15 protein-coding genes and 2 tRNA genes are annotated in these 18,994 nt (G+C 71.0%); 10 read left to right on the forward strand and 7 right to left on the reverse strand.

Translation table 11 applies throughout. The features are described from left to right. Nucleotides 1–6: 6 nt before the first annotated feature. A complete protein-coding gene (locus HEP85_RS15485) occupies nucleotides 7–1,428 on the forward strand; it encodes an amidase (RefSeq protein WP_168528276.1) in 1,422 nt (473 codons plus the stop codon). Here HEP85_RS15485 and HEP85_RS15490 read toward each other — a convergent pair. Further along, nucleotides 1,409–1,903, reverse strand: coding sequence for a DUF3830 family protein (locus HEP85_RS15490; protein ID WP_168533658.1), 495 nt, complete (start codon nucleotides 1,901–1,903; stop codon nucleotides 1,409–1,411). The two genes, HEP85_RS15485 and HEP85_RS15490, sit on opposite strands and share 20 nt — an antisense overlap. 120 nt (nucleotides 1,904–2,023) lie before the next feature. Between HEP85_RS15490 and ehuB the strand changes: the two genes are divergently transcribed. From ehuB to HEP85_RS15520, 6 genes are all read left to right on the forward strand, one after another. Then, nucleotides 2,024–2,956, forward strand: a complete 933-nt coding sequence (ehuB, locus tag HEP85_RS15495; RefSeq protein ID WP_168528277.1) for an ectoine/hydroxyectoine ABC transporter substrate-binding protein EhuB — start codon at nucleotides 2,024–2,026, stop codon at nucleotides 2,954–2,956. After that, nucleotides 2,953–3,681 (forward strand): ectoine/hydroxyectoine ABC transporter permease subunit EhuC, encoded by a 729-nt coding sequence (gene ehuC / locus HEP85_RS15500; protein WP_168528278.1) that lies wholly within the window; start codon nucleotides 2,953–2,955, stop codon nucleotides 3,679–3,681. Before ehuB ends, ehuC begins: the two co-directional genes overlap by 4 nt. A gap of 34 nt (nucleotides 3,682–3,715) precedes the next feature. Then, nucleotides 3,716–4,366 carry an ectoine/hydroxyectoine ABC transporter permease subunit EhuD gene (ehuD, locus tag HEP85_RS15505; RefSeq protein ID WP_168528279.1) on the forward strand — a complete coding sequence of 217 codons (651 nt, stop codon included), beginning with the start codon at nucleotides 3,716–3,718 and terminating at the stop codon, nucleotides 4,364–4,366. Next, a complete protein-coding gene (gene ehuA / locus HEP85_RS15510; protein ID WP_248001944.1) occupies nucleotides 4,356–5,141 on the forward strand; it encodes an ectoine/hydroxyectoine ABC transporter ATP-binding protein EhuA in 786 nt (261 codons plus the stop codon). The genes ehuD and ehuA overlap by 11 nt, the downstream gene beginning before the upstream one ends. A 216-nt stretch (nucleotides 5,142–5,357) precedes the next feature. Then, nucleotides 5,358–6,116: an IclR family transcriptional regulator gene (locus HEP85_RS15515; protein ID WP_168528280.1), complete on the forward strand. Its 759-nt coding sequence runs from the start codon at nucleotides 5,358–5,360 to the stop codon at nucleotides 6,114–6,116. Nucleotides 6,117–6,238: 122 nt separating this feature from the next. Then, nucleotides 6,239–6,312, forward strand: a tRNA-Lys gene (locus HEP85_RS15520). Between the two features lie 56 nt (nucleotides 6,313–6,368). On the opposite strand, the gene HEP85_RS15525 is transcribed toward HEP85_RS15520, so the two are convergent. The 6 genes from HEP85_RS15525 to HEP85_RS15550 all read right to left on the reverse strand — a co-directional run bounded on the left by HEP85_RS15525 (nucleotide 6,369) and on the right by HEP85_RS15550 (nucleotide 14,337). Beyond that, nucleotides 6,369–7,661, reverse strand: coding sequence for a M18 family aminopeptidase (locus tag HEP85_RS15525; protein WP_168528281.1), 1,293 nt, complete (start codon nucleotides 7,659–7,661; stop codon nucleotides 6,369–6,371). Between the two features lie 709 nt (nucleotides 7,662–8,370). Further along, a complete protein-coding gene (locus HEP85_RS15530) occupies nucleotides 8,371–10,038 on the reverse strand; it encodes a long-chain-fatty-acid--CoA ligase (protein ID WP_168528282.1) in 1,668 nt (555 codons plus the stop codon). Between the two features lie 26 nt (nucleotides 10,039–10,064). Next, nucleotides 10,065–10,565, reverse strand: coding sequence for a DUF3592 domain-containing protein (locus tag HEP85_RS15535; RefSeq protein ID WP_168528283.1), 501 nt, complete (start codon nucleotides 10,563–10,565; stop codon nucleotides 10,065–10,067). Nucleotides 10,566–10,692: 127 nt separating this feature from the next. Next, complete coding sequence (locus HEP85_RS15540) at nucleotides 10,693–11,316, reverse strand: lytic polysaccharide monooxygenase (RefSeq protein WP_329288029.1); 624 nt, start codon at nucleotides 11,314–11,316, stop codon at nucleotides 10,693–10,695. 262 nt (nucleotides 11,317–11,578) lie between these two features. Beyond that, nucleotides 11,579–12,766 carry an SPFH domain-containing protein gene (locus HEP85_RS15545; protein WP_369657726.1) on the reverse strand — a complete coding sequence of 396 codons (1,188 nt, stop codon included), beginning with the start codon at nucleotides 12,764–12,766 and terminating at the stop codon, nucleotides 11,579–11,581. Between the two features lie 140 nt (nucleotides 12,767–12,906). Then, nucleotides 12,907–14,337: a peptidoglycan-binding protein gene (locus HEP85_RS15550; RefSeq protein WP_369657727.1), complete on the reverse strand. Its 1,431-nt coding sequence runs from the start codon at nucleotides 14,335–14,337 to the stop codon at nucleotides 12,907–12,909. Between the two features lie 182 nt (nucleotides 14,338–14,519). On the opposite strand from HEP85_RS15550, the gene HEP85_RS15555 reads away from it, so the two are divergent. From HEP85_RS15555 to HEP85_RS15565, 3 genes are all read left to right on the forward strand, one after another. Next, nucleotides 14,520–14,593: transfer RNA gene (locus HEP85_RS15555), tRNA-Lys, on the forward strand. Nucleotides 14,594–14,995: 402 nt separating this feature from the next. Beyond that, a complete protein-coding gene (locus HEP85_RS15560; RefSeq protein ID WP_168528285.1) occupies nucleotides 14,996–16,948 on the forward strand; it encodes a glycosyltransferase family 2 protein in 1,953 nt (650 codons plus the stop codon). Beyond that, nucleotides 16,945–18,882 (forward strand): kelch motif-containing protein, encoded by a 1,938-nt coding sequence (locus HEP85_RS15565; RefSeq protein ID WP_329526481.1) that lies wholly within the window; start codon nucleotides 16,945–16,947, stop codon nucleotides 18,880–18,882. Before HEP85_RS15560 ends, HEP85_RS15565 begins: the two co-directional genes overlap by 4 nt. Nucleotides 18,883–18,994 lie beyond the last annotated feature (112 nt).

Genomic DNA, 18,994 nt, shown 5'->3' on the forward strand with positions numbered 1-18,994 from the left:
AGGCCGATGACCGAACTCACCGAGCTGACCGCGGTCCAACTCGTCGACGGCTACCGCAAGGGCGAGTTCGGCCCGGTGGACGCGGTGCGGGCCGCGCTGCGCAGGGCCGAGGAGGTCCAGCCGGCCGTGAACGCGTTCGTCCGGCTCGACACGGACGCGGCGCTCGCGGGGGCGGCGGAGTCCGCGGACCGCTGGCGGCGGGGCGAGCCCGCGGGGCTGCTGGACGGCGTTCCGGTCTGGGTCAAGGACATCCTGCTGCTGCGTGGCGGCCCGACTCTGCGGGGCTCGAAGACCGTTTCCCCGGAGGGTGGTTGGGTCGAGGACGCGCCGTCCGTCGCCCGGCTGCGCGAGCACGGCGCCGTCTTCCTCGGCAAGACGACGACACCCGAGTTCGGCTGGAAGGGCGTCACCGACTCACCGCTGTCGGGGGTCACGCGCAATCCGTACGACGTCTCGCGCACGGCGGGCGGCTCCAGCGGCGGCAGCGCGGCGGCCGTCGCCCTGGGCGCGGGACCGCTGGCGCTGGGCACGGACGGGGGCGGCAGTGTGCGCATCCCGGCCTCGTTCTGCGGGATCTTCGCGCTGAAGCCGACGTACGGGAGGGTGCCGCTGTATCCGGCGAGCCCCTTCGGGACGCTCTCGCACGTGGGGCCGATGACCCGGGACGCGGCCGACGCGGCGCTGATGATGGACGTGATCAGCGGGCCCGACGCCCGTGACTGGTCGGCGCTCGGGCCGGTCGGCGGTTCCTTCGTGGACGCGCTGGAGGGCGGGGTGCGCGGGCTGCGGGTCGCCTACTCGCCGTCCCTCGGCGGGCAGGTCGCGGTCCGCCCGGACGTCGCGGCGGCCGTGCGGCGGGCGGTGGAGCGGCTGGCGGCCCTGGGCGCGTACGTCGTGGAGGCCGACCCCGACGTCAGGGACCCGGTGGACGCCTTCCACGCCCTGTGGTTCGGCGGAGCGGCCCGGGTGGTGCAGCGACTCGGGCCGCGGCAGCGGGAGTTGCTGGACCCCGGGCTCCGGGAGATCTGCCGGGAGGGCGCACGGCTCAGCGGCCTGGACCATCTGGCCGCCGTGGACGTCCGGATGGACCTGGGCCGCCGCACGGGCCGTTTCCACGAGTCGTACGACGTACTGGTGACGCCGACGCTGCCGATCACCGCGTTCGAGGCGGGCGCCGAGGTCCCGAAGGGCTCCGGGCACCGGCGCTGGACGGGCTGGACCCCGTTCACCTATCCCTTCAACATGACGCAGCAGCCGGCGGCGTCGGTCCCGGTGGGTACCGACGCCGCGGGGCTGCCCGTCGGCCTGCAGATCGTCGCCGCCCGTCACCGTGACGACCTGGTCCTGCGGACGGCGCACGCGCTGTACGAGGCGGGGGCGGCCGGGGTCGCTCCGCCGCCCGGCTTCGCTACGTCCGCCGGAAGCTGAGGGTCTCCCCCAGCGCGCCGGAGCGCCACAGGTCGTTGCAGGCCTCGGCCATGGTGTCGAGGCCCTCGACGATCCGGCCCCAGACGATGCCCGGCACCCAGCCCACGTCACCGTTGAGCAGCAGGTTGTTGCGTTCGTAGAAGACGGCGAGGTCGACGACCGTGGTGCCGGGGCGCACGTCGGTGTCGTAGCCGTAGGCCTTGGTGCCCAGCTCGGTGCCCGCGAAGGCGAAGTAGCAGAGGTCGCCGGGGACGGGGGTCACCGTGGGGTTCTCCAGCGGGGGTTCGGTGGCCGCGAAGGGCGGGAACAGGGCGTAGATCTCGTTGCGCGCGTACTTGGCGTGATAGACGTCACCGGCCAGGGGGAGGGCGTCCCACACCGCCGCGCAGGTGAGGGGTGCCCGGTCGTCGAGCAGTCTGGCCGTGCAGTGGACTCCCCGCTTGACCAGGGAGACTTCGATGTACCGGTCGGTCATGCGCTCGGTCATGCGTTCCATGGTCCCGCCGGGGTCAAGGGCGCCTCGTCGACGGACGGGGCGCACGGTGGCCGGAATGGGTCGTGAATGGATCGTGTGGTCCCGGGTAGCCGCGCCGCCATGGCTCCACCACTACGCAATGACGGAAGAGACGGGCCCGGTGCGCGGACACGAGGACCGAGCCGGCGGGCGCTGCTCACGGGTGTCTCGGCGCTCGGGGCGGCCGGCGCGCTGGGCGCCGCGGGCTGCAGCCGGGTGGCCACGGCCGCCGGGACGGACGGCGGCGATCTCCTCGGCCGGCTGAGGGCGCAGGGTGTCGTGCGACTGGGCATCGCGGGCGAGATCCCGTTCGGCTACATCGGCCGGAACGGTGAACTGACCGGAGAGGCGCCCGAACTCGCGAAGGCGGTCTTCAAGCGCCTGGGGGTCGACCGCGTCCAGCCGGTCCCGACCGAGTTCGGCTCGCTCATCCCCGGGCTCAACTCGCAGCAGTTCGACGTCGTGTCCGCCGGGATGTACATCAACGCCGAGCGGTGCGAGCAGGTCATCTTCGCCGACCCCGATTACCAGATGCTCGACGCCTTCATCGTGCGCAAGGGCAATCCGAAGGACCTGCACGACTACAAGGACGTCGTGGCGAAGAAGGCCAGGTTCGCGACCGGCACCGGGTACGCCGAGATCCAGTACGCCGTCGAGGCCGGGTACAAGGAGAGCGACATCCTGATCGTGCCCGACCAGGTCGCCGGGCTGAACGCCGTCGAGGCGGGGCGCGTCGACGTCTTCGCCGGGACCGCGCTGACCGTCCGCGAGGTGGTCGGGAAGTCCCGCAAGGCCGAGAGCACCAAACCGTTCGCGCCCCTGGTCAAGGGCAAGCCGCACGTCGACGGCGGCGGCTTCGCGTTCCGTTCGGCCGAGACGCGGCTGCGGGACGCCTTCAACGGGGAGCTGCGGAAGATGAAGAAGAGCGGCGAGCTGTTCCGCATCCTGCGGCCGTTCGGCTTCACCAGGGCCGAGATGACCGACATGACCGCGAAGGAGCTCTGCCGCGGATGACCCCGGGACTCTGGGAACTCGTACTCAAGGGGATCTGGGTCACCCTCCAGCTGCTGTTCCTCGGCTCGCTGGTGGCCGGAGCCGTCTCCTTCGTGGTGGGCGTCGCACGCACCTCCCGGCGGTGGATCGTCCGCTTCCTCGCGGGCCTCTACACCGAGGTGTTCCGCGGGACCTCCGCGCTGATCATGATCTTCTGGGTGTACTTCGTGCTGCCGCTGGCCTTCGGCTGGCAGCTCGTCCCGCTGTGGGCGGGCACGCTGGCGCTGGGGCTGACCTACGGGGCGTACGGCAGCGAGATCGTGCGCGGCGCCCTGAACGCCGTCGACCCCGCCCAGCGCGAGGGCGGCATCGCGCTCAGCTTCACGCCCTGGCAGCGGATGCGGCTGATCCTGCTGCCGCAGGCGGTGCCCGAGATGATCCCCTCCTTCTGCAACCTGCTGGTCGAGCTGCTCAAGGGCACGGCCCTGGTCTCGATCATGGGCATGGGCGATCTGGCCTTCAGCGGCAACCTGGTGCGGCTCGCGCTCCAGGAGAGCGCGGAGATCTACGCGTACATCCTGCTGATCTACTTCGTGATCGCCTTCGTGATCACCCGGCTGATGCGCGTCCTGGAGCGGCGGCTGAAGGCCGGGCTCGGCAGGGCGCCCGAGCGCCCCGCCGCCGCGCGGGAGACGCGCCGCGCCTCAGCGAGCGGAGTCGGCGCGGCGAGCGGAGGTACCTCATGACCCGGTACAGGACGGCCGACGTGGGAGGTGTCGCATGACGTGGGACTGGAGCGCGGTCGGTGACTTCATGCCGCTCTTCCGGGACGGCCTGCTGGTCACCCTGAAGGCGCTGGCCCTCGGCTCGTTGATCTCCTTCGCCCTCGGGCTGGTGTGGGCGCTGCTGATGCGGGCGCCGACCCGCTGGGTGCGCTGGCCGGTGGGGGCCGTCACGGAGTTCGTGCGCAACACCCCGCTGCTGGTGCAGCTGTTCTTCCTGTTCTACGTGCTGCCCGAGTGGAACATCACGTTCTCCGCGCTGACCACCGGGGTCGTCGCGATCGGGCTGCACTACTCGACGTACACGATGCAGGTCTACCGGGCCGGCATCGAGGGCGTGCCGGCCGGTCAGTGGGAAGCGGCCACGGCGCTCAACCTGCCTCTGCGGCGCACCTGGACCGCGGTGATCCTGCCGCAGGCGATCCGCCGCGTGGTGCCCGCGCTGGGCAACTACGTCATATCCATGCTCAAGGACACCCCGATGCTGATGGCGATCACGGTCCTGGAGATGCTCGGCGAGGCACGGCTGTACTCGCAGGAGCACTTCCAGTTCACCGAGCCCCTCACGGTCATCGGCGTGGCCTTCATCCTCATTTCCTATCCGGCCTCCCTTCTTCTGCGAGCCCTGGAGCGACGTCTTGTCCGTTGACATCGACAATCAGACCCCCGACACCCGTCACCAGCGGACCCAGGAACTGATCCGGTTCGACAAGGTCACCAAGCGCTTCGGGGACAACACCGTCCTGGACGGGCTCGACTTCCGTGTCGAGCCCGGCAAGCACGTCACGCTGATCGGCCCCTCGGGCTCCGGCAAGACGACGATCCTGCGGCTGCTGATGACCCTGGCCGAGCCCGACGAGGGGACGATCACGGTGGCCGGGGAACGGCTCTTCCCGGCGGAGGAGAAGCAGATCCGTGAGGTCCGCAAGAAGATCGGGATGGTCTTCCAGCAGTTCAACCTGTTCCCGAACATGAAGGTGCTCCGCAACATCACCGAGGCGCCGGTCACCGTCCTCGGCCTGTCCAGGGACGAGGCCGAGGAGCGGGCCCGTGAGCTGCTCGACCTGGTGGGCCTCGCGGACAAATGCGACGCCTACCCGAGCCAGTTGTCCGGCGGGCAGCAGCAGCGGGTCGCGATCGCGCGGGCGCTGGCGATGCGGCCGCAGGTGCTGTTGCTGGACGAGGTGACGTCCGCGCTCGACCCCGAGCTGGTCGCGGGGGTCCTCGACGTCCTCCGTGACATCGCCCGCACCACCGACATCACCATGCTCTGTGTGACCCACGAGATGAATTTCGCCCGTGACATCTCGGACCAGGTGCTGATGTTCGATTCCGGCCGTGTCATCGAGGCCGGTCCGCCGGAGCGGATGTTCGGCGATCCGGAGCACGAACGGACCCGGGAATTTCTCAGCGCGGTCCTGTGACTACAAGGAGTGAACGCGGGAAGGCCCGAGGTCCGACCCTCGGCGCATGCCCGACGGGCCATGACCCTGGCATATGCCAGGGTGTCACGCCGCTGCTGAGAGCACCGCGGGCGACGAACATTCTGGTCAACAGCCCCTCCTCGTCCACCGTTTGACAGTTATCGTGGAGGAGCTCAGCTGTCCGGACCGAGGACCCAGGAAGCGCAGGGGGAAACCGTGGCGCTGATGAACGAGCCGACCGCGCCGTACCACTCGGCCCAGGACGCCCTGCGCGTCCTGGAGGCGGTGGCCCGGCACTCCGGCGGTATCACCGACGCCGAACTCGCCCGCAGGACGCGCCTCGGGCCTGACCGACTGCCCGCGCTGGTGCGGATGCTGCGCCGCGAGGGATACGTCGAGCAGGTCACCGACGGCGTGTTCGTCGCCGGTGCCGCCCTCGGCCGGCTGGACTCCGCTCACGGCCGTGACCTGGCGCTGCGCGAGAAGCTCCAGCAGACCATCGACCGGCTGCGCGACTCGGTGGGCGCCGCGATCTACATCAGCCGCTACATCGACGGCGAGGTGCAGGTCACCCAGTGCGCCGAGGGCCCGGCGACCCCCGCGGTCAACGAATGGGTCGATTTCCGTTCCTCCGCCCACGCCAGCGCCGTGGGCAAGAGCCTGCTCGGCCAACTCGACCTCGACGCCCGCCGCGACCACCTCTCCCGGCACAGGATGGCCCGCCTCACCTCGCGCACCATCACCGACGAGCGGCTGCTGCTGTCCCGGCTGGACGCCCAGCCGCCGACGGTGCCGGTGCTCGACCTCCAGGAGTACGCGATCGGCACGGTCTGCGCGGCCGTCCCCATCACCGCGGGCTCCTCGGTCGGCTGCCTCGCCCTGTCCCTCCCGGTCGAACACGCCCACCGGCTGCGCCGGGCCGCGGACACCCTGAACCGCGAGGCGACCCCGGTGCTCGTGTCGCTCGCCCTCTAGAGCCTGCCCTTCGTCGGCCGCCCGACCGGAAGGCGGACCCGACGCGGGTGGTCCGGAGCACCCCGTCGGACCAGGTAGTATTTCTTTCGTCGCCGACCGCGGAAGCGGAAGGCGGGAGTCATGCGCCGCTAGCTCAGTTGGTTAGAGCAGCTGACTCTTAATCAGCGGGTCCGGGGTTCGAGTCCCTGGCGGCGCACAGAATGAAGGCCCTCCACGACCGTGGGGGGCCTTCACGCATGTCCGGGGTCCGGCTCAGCCCGCCGTGACGAACTCGGTCAGCACCCGCGCCAGCAGACCGGGGTCCCTTGCCCCGCACAGTTCGCGGGCGGAGTGCATCGACAGCCCCGGTACGCCCACGTCGACGGTGGGGACCCCCAGCCGGGCCGAGGTGATCGGTCCGATCGAGGTCCCGCACGGTATGGCGTTGTGGGAGACGAACGGCTGCCAGGGCACCGACGCCCGCTCGCAGGCCGCGGCGAAGACGGCGACCCCGGTGCCGTCGGTGGCGTACCGCTGGTTGACGTTGACCTTGACGACGGGGCCGCCGTTGGGCAGCGGGTGGTGATCCGGGTCGTGGCGCTCGGCGTAGTTGGGGTGCACGGCGTGCGACATGTCGGCGGAGACGCAGAAGCCGCCGGCGAGGGCGCGGTGGAAGTCCTCGGCGCTGCCGCCCCGCGCGCCGACGGACCGGCTCAGCACCCGCTCCAGCAGCGGCCCCTGGGCCCCCGACCAGGAGCCGCTGCCGACCTCCTCGTGGTCGAAGGCGGCGAGCACGGGGACGTACGCGGGCGGCCGTGCGGCGGTCGCGGCGGCGACCAGCGCGGTGATGCCCGCGTGCACGGAGATCTGGTTGTCGAGTCGGGAGGAGACGAGGAACTCCTCGTCCGCGCCCAGGTAGCCGGGCGGCTGGATGTCGTGCAGCATCAGGTCCCAGCCCAGGATGTCGGCGACACGGGCGTCCGCCTCGTCGGCGATCCGGCCGAGCAGGGCGCCGGGCCGGGTGGCGCCGAGCCCCCACAAGGGGGTGAGGTGCCGCTGTGGGTCCAGCGCGACCCCTTCGTTGACGCCGCCGTCGAGGTGGATGGCGAGCTGCGGCACCCGCAGCAGCGGCCGGTCGACGCGGACGAGGCGGCTGGAGCCGTCCCGCATCATCAGCCGTCCCGAGATGCCGAGGTCCCGGTCCAGCCAGGTGTTGAAGGGCACACCGCCGTAGACCTCCACGGCGATCTGACGCCAGCCCGCCGTGCCGGTGTCCGGTTCGGGTTTGATCCGCAGGTTCGGGGAGTCGGTGTGGGCGCCGACGATCCGGAACGGCGTACGGGCCGGAGCGCCTTCGGGGACGTACCAGGCGAGCAGCGCTCCCGCGCGGACCACGTACCGGCCGCCCTCGGCGCCGGCCGCCCAGTCGTCCGTCTCGCGCAGCTCCAGGAAACCCGCCTTCTCCAGGCGCTGGGCCGCGTTCGCGACCACGTGGTACGGCGAGGGGCTGGAGCGTACGAAGGACAGCAGATCGTCGCTGTGACTGCGGTCATGCGTGGGGGACATGGGCGCTCACGCCTTTCGGGAAGGACTGACGAGGGTCGAGGAGCGGGTCGACGGGCCGTCCGGCCGAGTGCACGGTTCGGGGGACGGAGGACGGGTCGCCGGGGAACTCGCGGGCCTTGGCGGGGTACCACGGTCCGGCGGACACCTGGGGAGGGGGCGCGGCGGCCCGGGCCGGACCGCCGCACGGGGAGGGACCGACGGAGGGGTCACCGCGGGACACGGGCGGGGTGTGCCGCCGGTCCCGGCGTCAGCCGCCGAAGCCCGGCACCTCGATCAGCAGGAGCATGACAAGAACGTGACCGAGGTCCGCCCGCGGCGTCACGCCCGTAGGCCGTCACGGGTGCGCCGCCATGAACCGTCCGCGCCGTCCACGCCGTCCACGCCGTCCGAGTGGCCTGCTTGGCCCGCATGGCCCCGACCGTCCGGACCCACCGGGCCCTCCGGGGCGCGCGCGGACGGCCGGTCGCGCCCGCGTGGGGCGGTGCGGCGCCGACGGCCTCCGTGACCCGGATCCGGATCAGGTGACGCATGATCCCTCTTTCCTCGGCGCGGCACCGTCCTCGGCACGCGCGACACGGGTGTCCGGGTGCATCCTCCCCCTGTCGGGCGGCCGGGATTCCTCCGCCGGCCGAGACCTCACCACGGCCTCCGCCGGTCGTGCGGACAGACCGGTACACACCGTCCGAACGAGGGGGGATCCGGGGTGGCGTCAGCCCTGCGCCGCCGGCAGCAGGTCCTCGCGCCCCCGCGCCCGGTACTCGGCCAGCAGGCCCCGCACGTCCGCCTGCCCGAGCCTGCGGTAGGCGGGCGCGCCGGACGGCCGCCACCACACCGGGTCGGCGCAGCGAAAGCCCGCGCGCCGCAGCGCCGCCCGGTGGATCTTGTTGGTGGCGGTGACCGGCATCCGCTCCACGATCCGCACGAAGCGGGGCGCCATCTTGGTCCCCAGGTCGGGCTGCCCGGCCAGGAAGGCGGCGAAGGCGTGCGGGTCGAAGGGGACACCGTCGCGCGGCGCCACCGTCGCCATCACCTGGTCCCCCGCCACCGGGTCCGGCACCGCGTACACCGCGACGGCCGCCGCGCCCCGGTACCGGGCGAGGATGTTCTCGATCATCGCGGCGGCGAGGTTCTCGCTGTCGACGCGCAGCCGGTCGTCCGTGCGGCCGGCGAAGTAGAGGAAGCCGTCGGAGTCCCGGTAGAAGAGATCGCCCGTCCAGTACCAGCCGTCGCGCCGCCGGGCCAGGTCGGCGGCCGGGTTGCGCCAGTACCCCTCGAAGGGGCTGGCTCCGCGGTTCACCAGTTCCCCTATCGCCGCACTCCCGTTGAGCAGCCGGCCGTCCGGGCCGAAGACGGCCGCCGGGCATTCGGCGCGGGTCTCCGGGTCGATCACGGCCAGGTCGTCGCCGGATGCCGCCCGCCCGATCGCGCCCGCCGGAGTGCCGGGCGTGCGCTGGATGGCGGCCCCGCCCTCCGAGGAGCCGTATCCCTCCACCAGCCGCACTCCGAAGCGCTGTTCGAAGGCGGCCGCGTCGACCGCTCCGGCCTCCGTCCCGAATCCCGTCCGCAAGGGGTTGTCCCGGTCGTCGGGACGGGCGGGCGTGGCCAGCAGGTACTGGACGGCACGGCCCACGTAGGTGAAGTACGTGGCTCCGCAGGCCCGTACGTCCGGCAGGAAGCCCGACGCGGAGAAGCGGCGCCGGAGCGCGACGCGCGCGCCCGCCGCCAGTGCGGGCGCCCAGTCGGCGATCACCGCGTTGCCGTGGAACATCGGCATGCAGATGTAGTGCGTGTCCTGCGGGCGCACCCCGAAGTGGTCGACCAGCGAGTGTCCGGCGGCGGCCAGCCTGCCCTGCGTGCAGATCGCGGCCTTGGGGGCACCGGTCGAGCCGGAGGTGAAATAGAGGAGGAGGCGGTCGTCCGGCGACGCGGACGACGCCTCGGGCCGCACCCCGTCGTACGGCGCGAGGAGGTCCTCGTACGCCTCGGTGCCGGTCACCAGGACGCGGACGCCGGGGAGTTCGAGGCCGTCGAGGAGGGGCAGATGGGTCCGCTCGGTGATCAGGACGCGGCATTCGGTGTGCAGGATGTCGCGGGCCAGTTCGGGGCCGCGGCGGGTCGGATTGATCCCGGCGACGGCGGCGCCCCCGAGGGCGGCGGCGCTCAACCACATCGGATACTCGGGGGTGTTGTCGAGCAGGACACCGAGGTGCGGCTCGGCGCCCGCGGGCAGCAGGTCGGCGAGGAGCGCGGCCCGTGCCGCCGCGGCCGCCGTCACCATGTGATGGCTCAGAACCCGCCCCTCGAACCACAGCCCCGGCCGGTGGTCGCCCCACCGCTCCAGTACGAGCTCCGCGACGGTTCGCCTCATGAACCCCATGGAGGCGCACCATAATTGACGTGTCGTCAGAAAGGGAGCCCCGCGCCCTCGAACTCGTCCCCTCCCGTCCAGACCGAGTCCCACTCCGAGGAGAACGCGTGGAAGCCCACCATGAAGCCGACGCAGAAGACGATGACCACCGAGCAGAAGGCCAGGACGAAGACCGTGCCCGCCACCAGCACTCCCCGGCGCGGCGCGTGGGCCGTCGCCTTCTCCGGGCGGTCGGCGGTGTAGTGGACGGTGACGATGTCGCCCTCGACGACCGTCGCCGGGCCGTTCGGCTCCTCGAAGCGGATCGTGCGGCCGTCGCGCGTCATGAACTCGTACACGTGGTGCAGCGTCGTGGACACGGAGGTGTCGCCACCGCCGCCACCGATCGTCGTGTACGAGCGCAGACAGCGCGCCTCCGCGGTCAGTCCGCTGTTCCAGGCGCGCCGCACGTCCAGCGAGCGGCGGATCACGGTGACCGCCATGAGGACCGCCCCGGTCATGATCAGCGCGGGTACGGCGTAGAAAACGAACTCCATGACATTCCCCCGTTTGTCGGTTCAGCTCCACGCACATCGTCATGGTCATGGCGATGTGCGTGGAACCTACCCGTGGGGGGTGGACCGGCGCCTCAAGGGAGGCTCAGAACATCCGGGCTCGGCACCTTCAGAACGTGACGTCCGCGCACGAGTAGAACGCGTTCGCGGTGTCGGCGATCGTCCACACGCCGAGGATGACGTGGTGTCCGCTCAGACCGGTGGGCAGGGTGCCGGAGTGGGAGAGGGTGGACGGTGGGCGCTGGCCGTTGTAGGGGACCGTCAGGAACGGTGTGGTGTTCAGGTCGGCCCGGGTCAGCGCGTGGTTCTGGTTCCAGCCGGGCTTGGTGACGAAGTACTTGAAGTCGGTCGTGGCGTGCACGGCCGTGAACTGCCAGCGGAAGCTGTAGCTCTGGCCGCCGGTGACCCTGGTGGTGGGCCAGGCGCCGCCCGAGGGGGTCTTGGGCTGGTCGAGCTGGCCGAAGTTGGTGTGGTTCGCGGAACAGATCCGGCCGTCCGCGGGGCCCGCCGCCGGGAAGCCCTTGGGACCCTCGACGCTCTGAGGTTCCCACTGGATGTCACCGCAGTTGGCGACGGTGCCGCCACTGGCGCACATCTTCTGCCGGCTGAGGGGCTGGTCGGTGTAGCCGTGGGCGCCGGCGCTGCCGGTGGAGAGCGCGAAGGTGCCCGCGGTGGCGAGGCCGACGACGGCCGCGTACCACTTGGCGTTGTTCCTGGTCGTCCGTATGCGCATGCTGCCGCTCCTGGAGGACGTGGGGGAGGTTCTCGTGAGCCGTGCGCGCGTTTTCAGGTCTAGACCAAGTCCCAGATTATTGCGCCTTCTTGAACATGTCCAGACCAATCACACACCGGCCGGAGCCCGTCGTCGTCCGGACCAGGCGGTGCCGGAGCGCGGTGCCTGGTCAGCCGCCCCGCGTCCCGCCGCGTGATCCGAACGGCGGCCCCTACTAGGGCATGTTGCGAAAGCCCCGCCTGCCTCGCGACGCCTGCACGCCCTAGGAGCCCTCCTGGCGCCCGGTGCAGAACGCCACCGTCAGGTCCTTCACCAGCGCCTTGCGTTCGTAGTCGTCCAGTTCGACCAGCCCGCGCAGGGTCAGCCGGGTCACCGTGTCCTCGACGGAGTCGACGACCGAGTCGAGCACGGAGTCGCGGTGCCGGGCGTCCAGGGCGGCGATCCGGTGACGCTGCATCACGGCGGCGATCTCGGGCGCGTACTCGATCCGGGTCGGCTGCGCCGAGAACACCTCCAGACCGACCGGCGCCGCCTCCTCGGCCACCAGCCCGGTCAGCGCCTCGCCGACGGCGTCGGTGTTGCGCAGGGTCAGGTCCTTGACCACCGACGAGGGCAGATCCGCCGGCAGCCGCGTGAGCACCCGCGACAGCGCCGCCTCCACACACTCGCGCAGATACGTCTCATGGTCCTCGACCCCGAGCACGGCCCGCGCGGTGTCCTTGATCCGCCACACGACGAGCACCACCACCCGCAGCGCCACGCCGTTCCCGTCGGCCACCGGCATCGGCTCGCTGCGCCAGTGCCGCAGCCGTACGTCGGCCCGGCGCCGGATCACCAGCGGGTTGATCCACATCAGGCCGGTGCGCCGGACCGTGCCGCGGTAACCCCCGAAGAGACCTAGCACCCAGGCCCGGCCGGTCCGGCCGCGGGCCAGACCGCCGAAGCCGAACAGGCCGAGCGCGCCCGCTCCGGCGTAGGCGCCCAACTGCGTGGGCCCGAGCCCGGCACCCGCGTGCCCGGGCAGCCCGAACGCGTGCCCCGCGGCCGACGGCAGCGACCCCGCCCACCAGGCGGTGAGGACACACCCGGCCACCCCGCAGGCCCCGGCCAGCACACCCGCCACCGCGGGCAGCACCCGCGCGGGCCGCTCCACCAGATCGGGATCGACCTCCGGCACCGGGCGCGCGGCCCGGCCCGACGCGGGCCGGCGCACCCGTGGCTGCTCGCGCTCCCCCTTTCGCACCTGCGCCCGCAGGGGGACGGTGGTGTCCGGCCGGCGCTCCACGGCATCGGACGCGAGCGGGACCGGCACCGGCTCGGGCTCGTCCCGGAAGAGCAGGTGGACGGGGATCTCGGTGGTCGCCTCGTTGTGGATGAGCCGGGCGGACCGGATGGCACCGCTCTCCGGAGTCCCCTCGGGCTCCGGAGTGGGTGAAGTGGTCGAAGTCATACCTGCCTCCATGCCTCCGCGCGTGGAAGTACGATCACGGACCGCGTCGGGACCGTGGGCCGTGCGGCCCCGTCAGGGACCCCCGTGACGACTCGGGGACCTGCGCCGCGCCCGGGTTCCGTGCCGCTTCGGGGACCCGGTCACGAGAAGATCCGCCGCCAGGTCTCCGGACCCGGACGGCCGTCCACCGCACCGCCCCGCCAGCCCTGCGCCCGCTGGAAGGCCTCGACGGCGCGCCGGTCCGACTCGCCCCAGTCCGGCCCTGGTCCGTGCGCGTAGTAGGCGCCGAAACCCTTCTTGACCAGCTGCTTTCCGAGCAGGGTGACGAACGCGTTGCGCGCACCCGGCCGGAACGTCCCGCGCCCGGGAAAGGCGGGAACGGCGACGGACGGCGCCCCGCCCGCCCCCGCGGTGCTCGCGGTGCCCGTCGTGCCCGTCGTGCCCGTCGTGCCCGTCGTGCCCGTCGTGCCCGTCGTGCTCGCAGTGCCCGTCGTACTCGCAGTGCCCGTCGTGCCCGTCGTGCCCGTCGCGCCCGCCGCGGGCGGGATGTCCCTGCCCTTCTTCTCCACCAGGTACGACCAGGTCCGCGGCCCCGGCAGTCCGTCCGCGCCGGTCCCCTTCCAGCCCTGGGCGAGCTGGAAGGCCCGGGTGGCCCGCCGGTCCGCGTTCGACCAGCGCGGCCCCGGTCCCGAGGTGTAGAAGCGGCGCCCGCCCCGCTCCACCAGGAGCCGGCCCAGCTGGGTGACGTACGCGTTGTTCGTACCGGGGCCGAAGGCGGACGGGCCCGGGTAGGGGGCGGCCTTGGTACCCGGTACCGAGGACTGCGCGCCGCTCGCGCCGTCAGCCAGCCCCTTGTGACGGTAGGGCAGATAGTGGGTCGAGTTGCTCCAGTACGCGTACGGCGTGGACTGCCTGCGGGTGCGCGGGCGGGTCTGTTCGTAGGCGATGTAATACGTGTGCGTGTAGTCCGTCCAGCCGCCGAAAAGCACGACGTGCGAACCGTTCTGGGGGTCCGCCGGATTATGGAAGAGAAGAATGTCGCCGGGTTGCAGCTGATCGCGGGAAATGCGTACGCCGAACGAGTGGAGACTGCCCGTCCATTCGTTTCCCGGCAGATTCCAGGCCATCGAGACGAATCCGGAGCAGTCCTGCCGGTATCCGTCCGACCAGTACGCGCTCATGCTGTACGGCACCTGCGCGGTGATCCACTTCTTGGCCCGGTTGATGATCGCCGCCCGGGTGGTGGCGGGCACCTCGACCCCGGTCCCCGGCTTCGCGGGACTGCCGGCCGGCCCATGCAGCGGAGCTTCGCCGCCCTGCGGCGTGTCGGGCTCGTCACCTGCGGGGTCGCCCGGCCGGGCGGGTCCGTGCGCGACGGCGACGGCCGGCACCGACGGGACCGCGACGAGGGCCGCGCCCGCCGCCGCAGCGATCACGAAGGCCCTGTGCGACACCGGGCGGCCGAGCGGTCCCGGGAGCACGGAAGGGGCCGGGAAACGCCGCCCGCGCACGCATCCGGGGCAATCGCAGTCACTCGCGGGTTCGAATTCCTCGAATACCGGAGTCTCCATGCGTCGCCCCTCACACTCCAGATAGAAATCTCCGCTTTTCTGCACAGTCGTCAGTTTCTCAACTGTCATCCGGTGTCGCATGTTGACGGTCCGAATGATGTACGGGGCCACCCATGGGCGGCCGGGGCCGCACCGCGGTCGGGAGCACCCGTTCGCATCGGGTAGGGTTCTCGGGTCAGCAGGCGCCGCTAGCTCAGTTGGTTAGAGCAGCTGACTCTTAATCAGCGGGTCCGGGGTTCGAGTCCCTGGCGGCGCACCGACAGAAGGGCCCCTCGCCACAGGCGAGGGGCCCTTCGTCGTACGGAGACGTCCCCTCTTCGTACAGACGTCCCAATTAGATCGTATGACCGGTTAACACCGCGTTTCACACCTTGCGATCATGGCGGGCGCCGTAGAACCCTGGGCGGCAAGGGACTGCCGTTATACGGCAGTTGGGGGTTCGGCCGGTTGCGTCCGTGGGGGGCTGGGGGCCCCGCTCACGAACGGGTGCCGAGGGGGCGCCGTGCAACCGGATGGTCGCGTTTCCGTGGTCTTCCTGAGTGTGGACGAAGCGGTGACGCCGCCTGCCAGCATGCGTCCGTGACGGTCGAGGGGGATCCGAGCGGGCGACAAGAACCGACGGACACGCACGCGACCGTGCGTGTGGGGGGAATGACTCATGACGTCGACGCCGACAGGCGCCCGACAGGACTTCGACGCGTCCGGGACGGCCCGGCTCCGGGTGCCGCCACAACGGACCGGTGGCCCCGGCAGGATCGAGAAGACCCTGCCGAGATACGACTACGAGCACTACAGCAGGCTCGCCGGGCCCCTCACACAGCCCGATCCAGGCAAGCGGTACACGGTGCAGTACCGCTCCCTGCTGTCCCAGGAGCCGCACCGCGTACGGGCCGCCCTCATGCTGGGCGCGGCGCCGCTGCTCTCGCTGGTCCTGCTCGGCTGGCTGCTCCAGCCGGAGCACTGGACCGAACGCGACTACCCGGCCCACGACTTCCTGCCGGTGCTCGACACCGTGATGCTCGTCTCGATCGGTCTGATCGAGTTCTTCCGCTGCATGAACGTGCTCTCGAACGCACACGCGACCCTGGTCGCCCGCGACCCGATCCCGGTGGTGCCCGAGACCGGCACCAGAGTGGCCTTCCTCACCTCCTTCGTGCCCGGCAAGGAGCCACTGGCGATGGTGACGAAGACCCTGGAGGCGGCCGTCAGGCTGCGCCACCGGGGCCTTCTGCACATCTGGCTCCTCGACGAGGGCGACGACCCCGAGGTGAAGGAGGTCTGCGAGCGCCTCGGCGTGCACCACTTCTCCCGCAAGGGCGTCGCGAAGTGGAACCGGGCCAAGGGTCCGCACCGCGCCAGGACCAAGCACGGCAACTACAACGCCTGGCTGGAGGCGCACGGCGACGCGTACGACTTCTTCGCCTCCGTCGACACCGACCACGTGCCGCTGCCGAACTACCTGGAGCGGATGCTCGGCTTCTTCCGCGACCCGGACATCGGTTTCGTGATCGGCCCGCAGGTGTACGGCAACTACGACAACCCCATCACCAAGGCCGCCGAGTCCCAGCAGTTCCTCTTCCACGCGCTGATCCAGCGGGCCGGCAACCGCTACGGCGCGCCGATGTTCGTGGGCACCTCCAACGCCGTACGCATCGAAGCGCTGAAGCAGATCGGCGGTCTGTACGACTCGATCACCGAGGACATGGCGACCGGCTTCGAGATGCACCGCCACCGGAATCCGGCCACGGGGCGCAAGTGGCGCTCGGTCTACACCCCGGACGTGCTCGCGGTCGGCGAGGGCCCGAACGCCTGGACGGACTTCTTCACCCAGCAGCTGCGCTGGTCACGGGGCACGTACGAGACGATCCTGAAGCAGTACTGGAAGGGCTTCTTCTCGCTGCCGCCGAGCAAGCTCTTCAACTACACCATGATGATCATCTTCTATCCGATGTCGGCCCTCAACTGGATCCTCGCGGCGCTGAGTTGCGCGCTGTTCCTGGGCCTGGGCGCCTCGGGCGTGAACATCGACCCGACGGTCTGGCTGATGCTGTACGGCAACGCCTCCGCGCTGCAGATCGGTCTGTACGTGTGGAACCGCCGCCACAACGTCTCCCCGCACGAGCCCGAGGGCTCCGGCGGCGTCGCGGGCATGATCATGTCGGCGCTCTCCGCGCCGGTCTACGCCCGCTCGCTGATGGACGCCGTGCTGCGCCGCGGGAGCAGGTTCGTGGTGACCCCCAAGGGGGATTCGGCGAGCCCGGACACACTGTTCGGGACCTTCCGGATCCACCTGTTCTTCATCCTGGTCTTCGCCGGCTCGATCGTCGCCGGACTCCTGCTCGGGCACTCCCACCCCGCGATGATCACCTGGGCCTGCTTCGCCCTGCTGATCACGGCCTCGCCGATCCTGGCCTGGCAGTGGACTCTGCGCCAGGCCAGGAGGAAGCCCCCGGTCCCGTCCGAGGAGCCCGCTCCCCTGCCCACGCGGTCCTCCGTGCCGCGGCAGGAGCAGCACGCCCCGCACGCGCCTCAGCACACGCCCGGCTGGGCGGCGGCGCGGGAGGACACCGGACAGACCGTGCGGATTTCCCCTGGGGGACGCGAGAAATGAAGGACGGTGCCCGCATCCGCCGCGCTCGCCGTCTCGCGATGGGCGGGGCGGTGGTCCTCGCCCTGGCCGGGATGAACGGCCCGTGGGTCTATCGCTTCAGCACGGAGAGATACCACCAGTACACGATCAACAAGCCCGAGTACAAAGCCGAGAACGGTCACTGGGACGTCGTCCGGTTCCCCAGGCGGTACCGCCTGAACACCATCCACGCGGCCCTGCTGCACACCGGCAAGGTCCTGCTGGTCGCGGGTTCGGGCAACAACCAGGACAACTTCGACGCGAAGAAGTTCGACACGCGGCTCTGGGATCCGGTCAAGGGGACCGTCAAGGCGGTCCCGACGCCGGCCGACCTGTTCTGCACGGGCCACACCCAGCTCACCGACGGCAATCTCCTGATCGCCGGCGGCACCAAGCGCTACGAGACGCTGAAGGGCGACGTCACCAAGGCCGGCGGCCTGATGGTCGTCCACAACGAGAACCCCGACAAGCCGGTCACGCTGCCCGCGGGCACCCGGTTCACCGGCAAGGAGAACGGCAGGACGTTCGTCTCCAAGGACCCGGTGCTCGTCCCGCGCGCGAAGAAGGTCTTCGACCGGGCGACCGGCGCGTTCCTGCGCAACGACCCCGGCCTGGGCCGGATCTACGTCGAGGCGCAGCGAAGCGGCCGGCGGTACGAGACGGGCACCCAGGACAACTACCGCGTGCGGGGCCTGACGGGCCCGGACGCGCGCAACACGTACGGCATCGCCCAGAAACTCGCCCTGGACAAGAAGGACTTCCAGGGCATCAGGGACGCGTTCGAGTTCGATCCGGTCGCCGAGCGGTACATCAAGGTCGATCCGATGAACGAGGCCCGCTGGTACCCGACCCTGACCACCATGAGCGACGGCAGGATCCTCAGCCTCTCCGGCCTGGACGAGATCGGCCAGCTGGTCCCCGGCAAGAACGAGGTCTTCGACCCGAAGACCAGGAAGTGGACGTACACCAAGGGCATCCGTCAGTTCCCGACCTATCCGGCGATCAGCCTGATGCAGAACGGCAAGATGTTCTACTCGGGCTCGAACGCCGGTTACGGACCGGACGACGTGGGCCGCGACCCCGGCGTCTGGGACGTGGCGGCGAACAGGTTCACCAGACTGCCCGGCCTGAGCGATCCCACCATGATGGAGACCTCCGGCACGGTGCTGCTGCCGCCCGCGCAGGACGAGAAGTACCTGGTGATCGGCGGTGGCGGAGTCGGCGAGTCCAGGCTCTCCAGCAGGAAGACCCGGCTCATCGACCTCAAGGACAGGAACCCGAGGTTCGTGGACGGCCCCGAGCTGGAGAAGGGGACCCGCTATCCGCAGTCCTCGATCCTGCCCGACGACACCGTCCTGGTGTCCGGCGGCTCCGAGGACTACCGCGGGCGCGGCGCCTCCGACATCCTCCAGGCACGGATCTACGACCCCCACGCCCACACCTTCGACCGGGTCGCCGACCCCCTGGTCGGCCGCAACTACCACTCGGGCTCGATCCTGCTGCCCGACGGCCGCGTGATGTTCTTCGGCTCCAACCCGCTCTACGCGGACAAGGCCGACACCAAGCCCGCCACGTTCGAGCAGCGCATCGAGATCTACACGCCGCCGTATCTCTACCGCGACTCCCGGCCCGGCCTGGCCGGCGGCCCGAAGACCGTCGCGCGCGGCGGCTCGGCGACCTTCGCCACGGCGCACGCCTCGTCCATCAGGACGGCCCGCCTGATCCGGCCGAGCGCGTCCACCCATGTCACCGACGTCGACCAGCGCTCCATCGCGCTGGACTTCAGGAAGACGGCGAAGGGGATCACGGTGACCGTGCCGAAGAACCGGAACCTGGTGGAGTCCGGCTGGTACATGCTGTTCGTGACGGACGACCAGGGAACGCCGTCCGAGGCCCGGTGGGTCAGGGTTCCCTGATCCACCGGGGCCTGCCTGTATGACCGGGGGCGCCCTCCGCGCGACGGCGGAGGGCGCCCCCGGTCACGTACCGGCCGCTGCTCGGAGGCCCTCACTCGGAGGTCTTCCCGCG

The organism is Streptomyces sp. RPA4-2, from assembly GCF_012273515.2.
GTDB lineage: Bacteria > Actinomycetota > Actinomycetes > Streptomycetales > Streptomycetaceae > Streptomyces > Streptomyces kaempferi.

Excerpts from the sequence above, each read along its gene's own strand:
- HEP85_RS15535 (WP_168528283.1), bottom strand. The coding sequence starts at position 10,565 with ATGGAGTTCGTTTTCTACGCCGTACCCGCGCTGATCATGACCGGGGCG.
- ehuD (WP_168528279.1), top strand. The coding sequence starts at position 3,716 with ATGACGTGGGACTGGAGCGCGGTCGGTGACTTCATGCCGCTCTTCCGG.
- HEP85_RS15485 (WP_168528276.1), top strand. The coding sequence starts at position 7 with ATGACCGAACTCACCGAGCTGACCGCGGTCCAACTCGTCGACGGCTAC.
- HEP85_RS15530 (WP_168528282.1), bottom strand. The coding sequence starts at position 10,038 with ATGGGGTTCATGAGGCGAACCGTCGCGGAGCTCGTACTGGAGCGGTGG.
- HEP85_RS15540 (WP_329288029.1), bottom strand. The coding sequence starts at position 11,316 with ATGCGCATACGGACGACCAGGAACAACGCCAAGTGGTACGCGGCCGTC.
- ehuB (WP_168528277.1), top strand. The coding sequence starts at position 2,024 with ATGGCTCCACCACTACGCAATGACGGAAGAGACGGGCCCGGTGCGCGG.
- ehuC (WP_168528278.1), top strand. The coding sequence starts at position 2,953 with ATGACCCCGGGACTCTGGGAACTCGTACTCAAGGGGATCTGGGTCACC.
- HEP85_RS15545 (WP_369657726.1), bottom strand. The coding sequence starts at position 12,766 with ATGACTTCGACCACTTCACCCACTCCGGAGCCCGAGGGGACTCCGGAG.
- HEP85_RS15490 (WP_168533658.1), bottom strand. The coding sequence starts at position 1,903 with ATGACCGACCGGTACATCGAAGTCTCCCTGGTCAAGCGGGGAGTCCAC.
- HEP85_RS15550 (WP_369657727.1), bottom strand. The coding sequence starts at position 14,337 with ATGGAGACTCCGGTATTCGAGGAATTCGAACCCGCGAGTGACTGCGAT.
- HEP85_RS15565 (WP_329526481.1), top strand. The coding sequence starts at position 16,945 with ATGAAGGACGGTGCCCGCATCCGCCGCGCTCGCCGTCTCGCGATGGGC.
- HEP85_RS15525 (WP_168528281.1), bottom strand. The coding sequence starts at position 7,661 with ATGTCCCCCACGCATGACCGCAGTCACAGCGACGATCTGCTGTCCTTC.
- HEP85_RS15560 (WP_168528285.1), top strand. The coding sequence starts at position 14,996 with ATGACGTCGACGCCGACAGGCGCCCGACAGGACTTCGACGCGTCCGGG.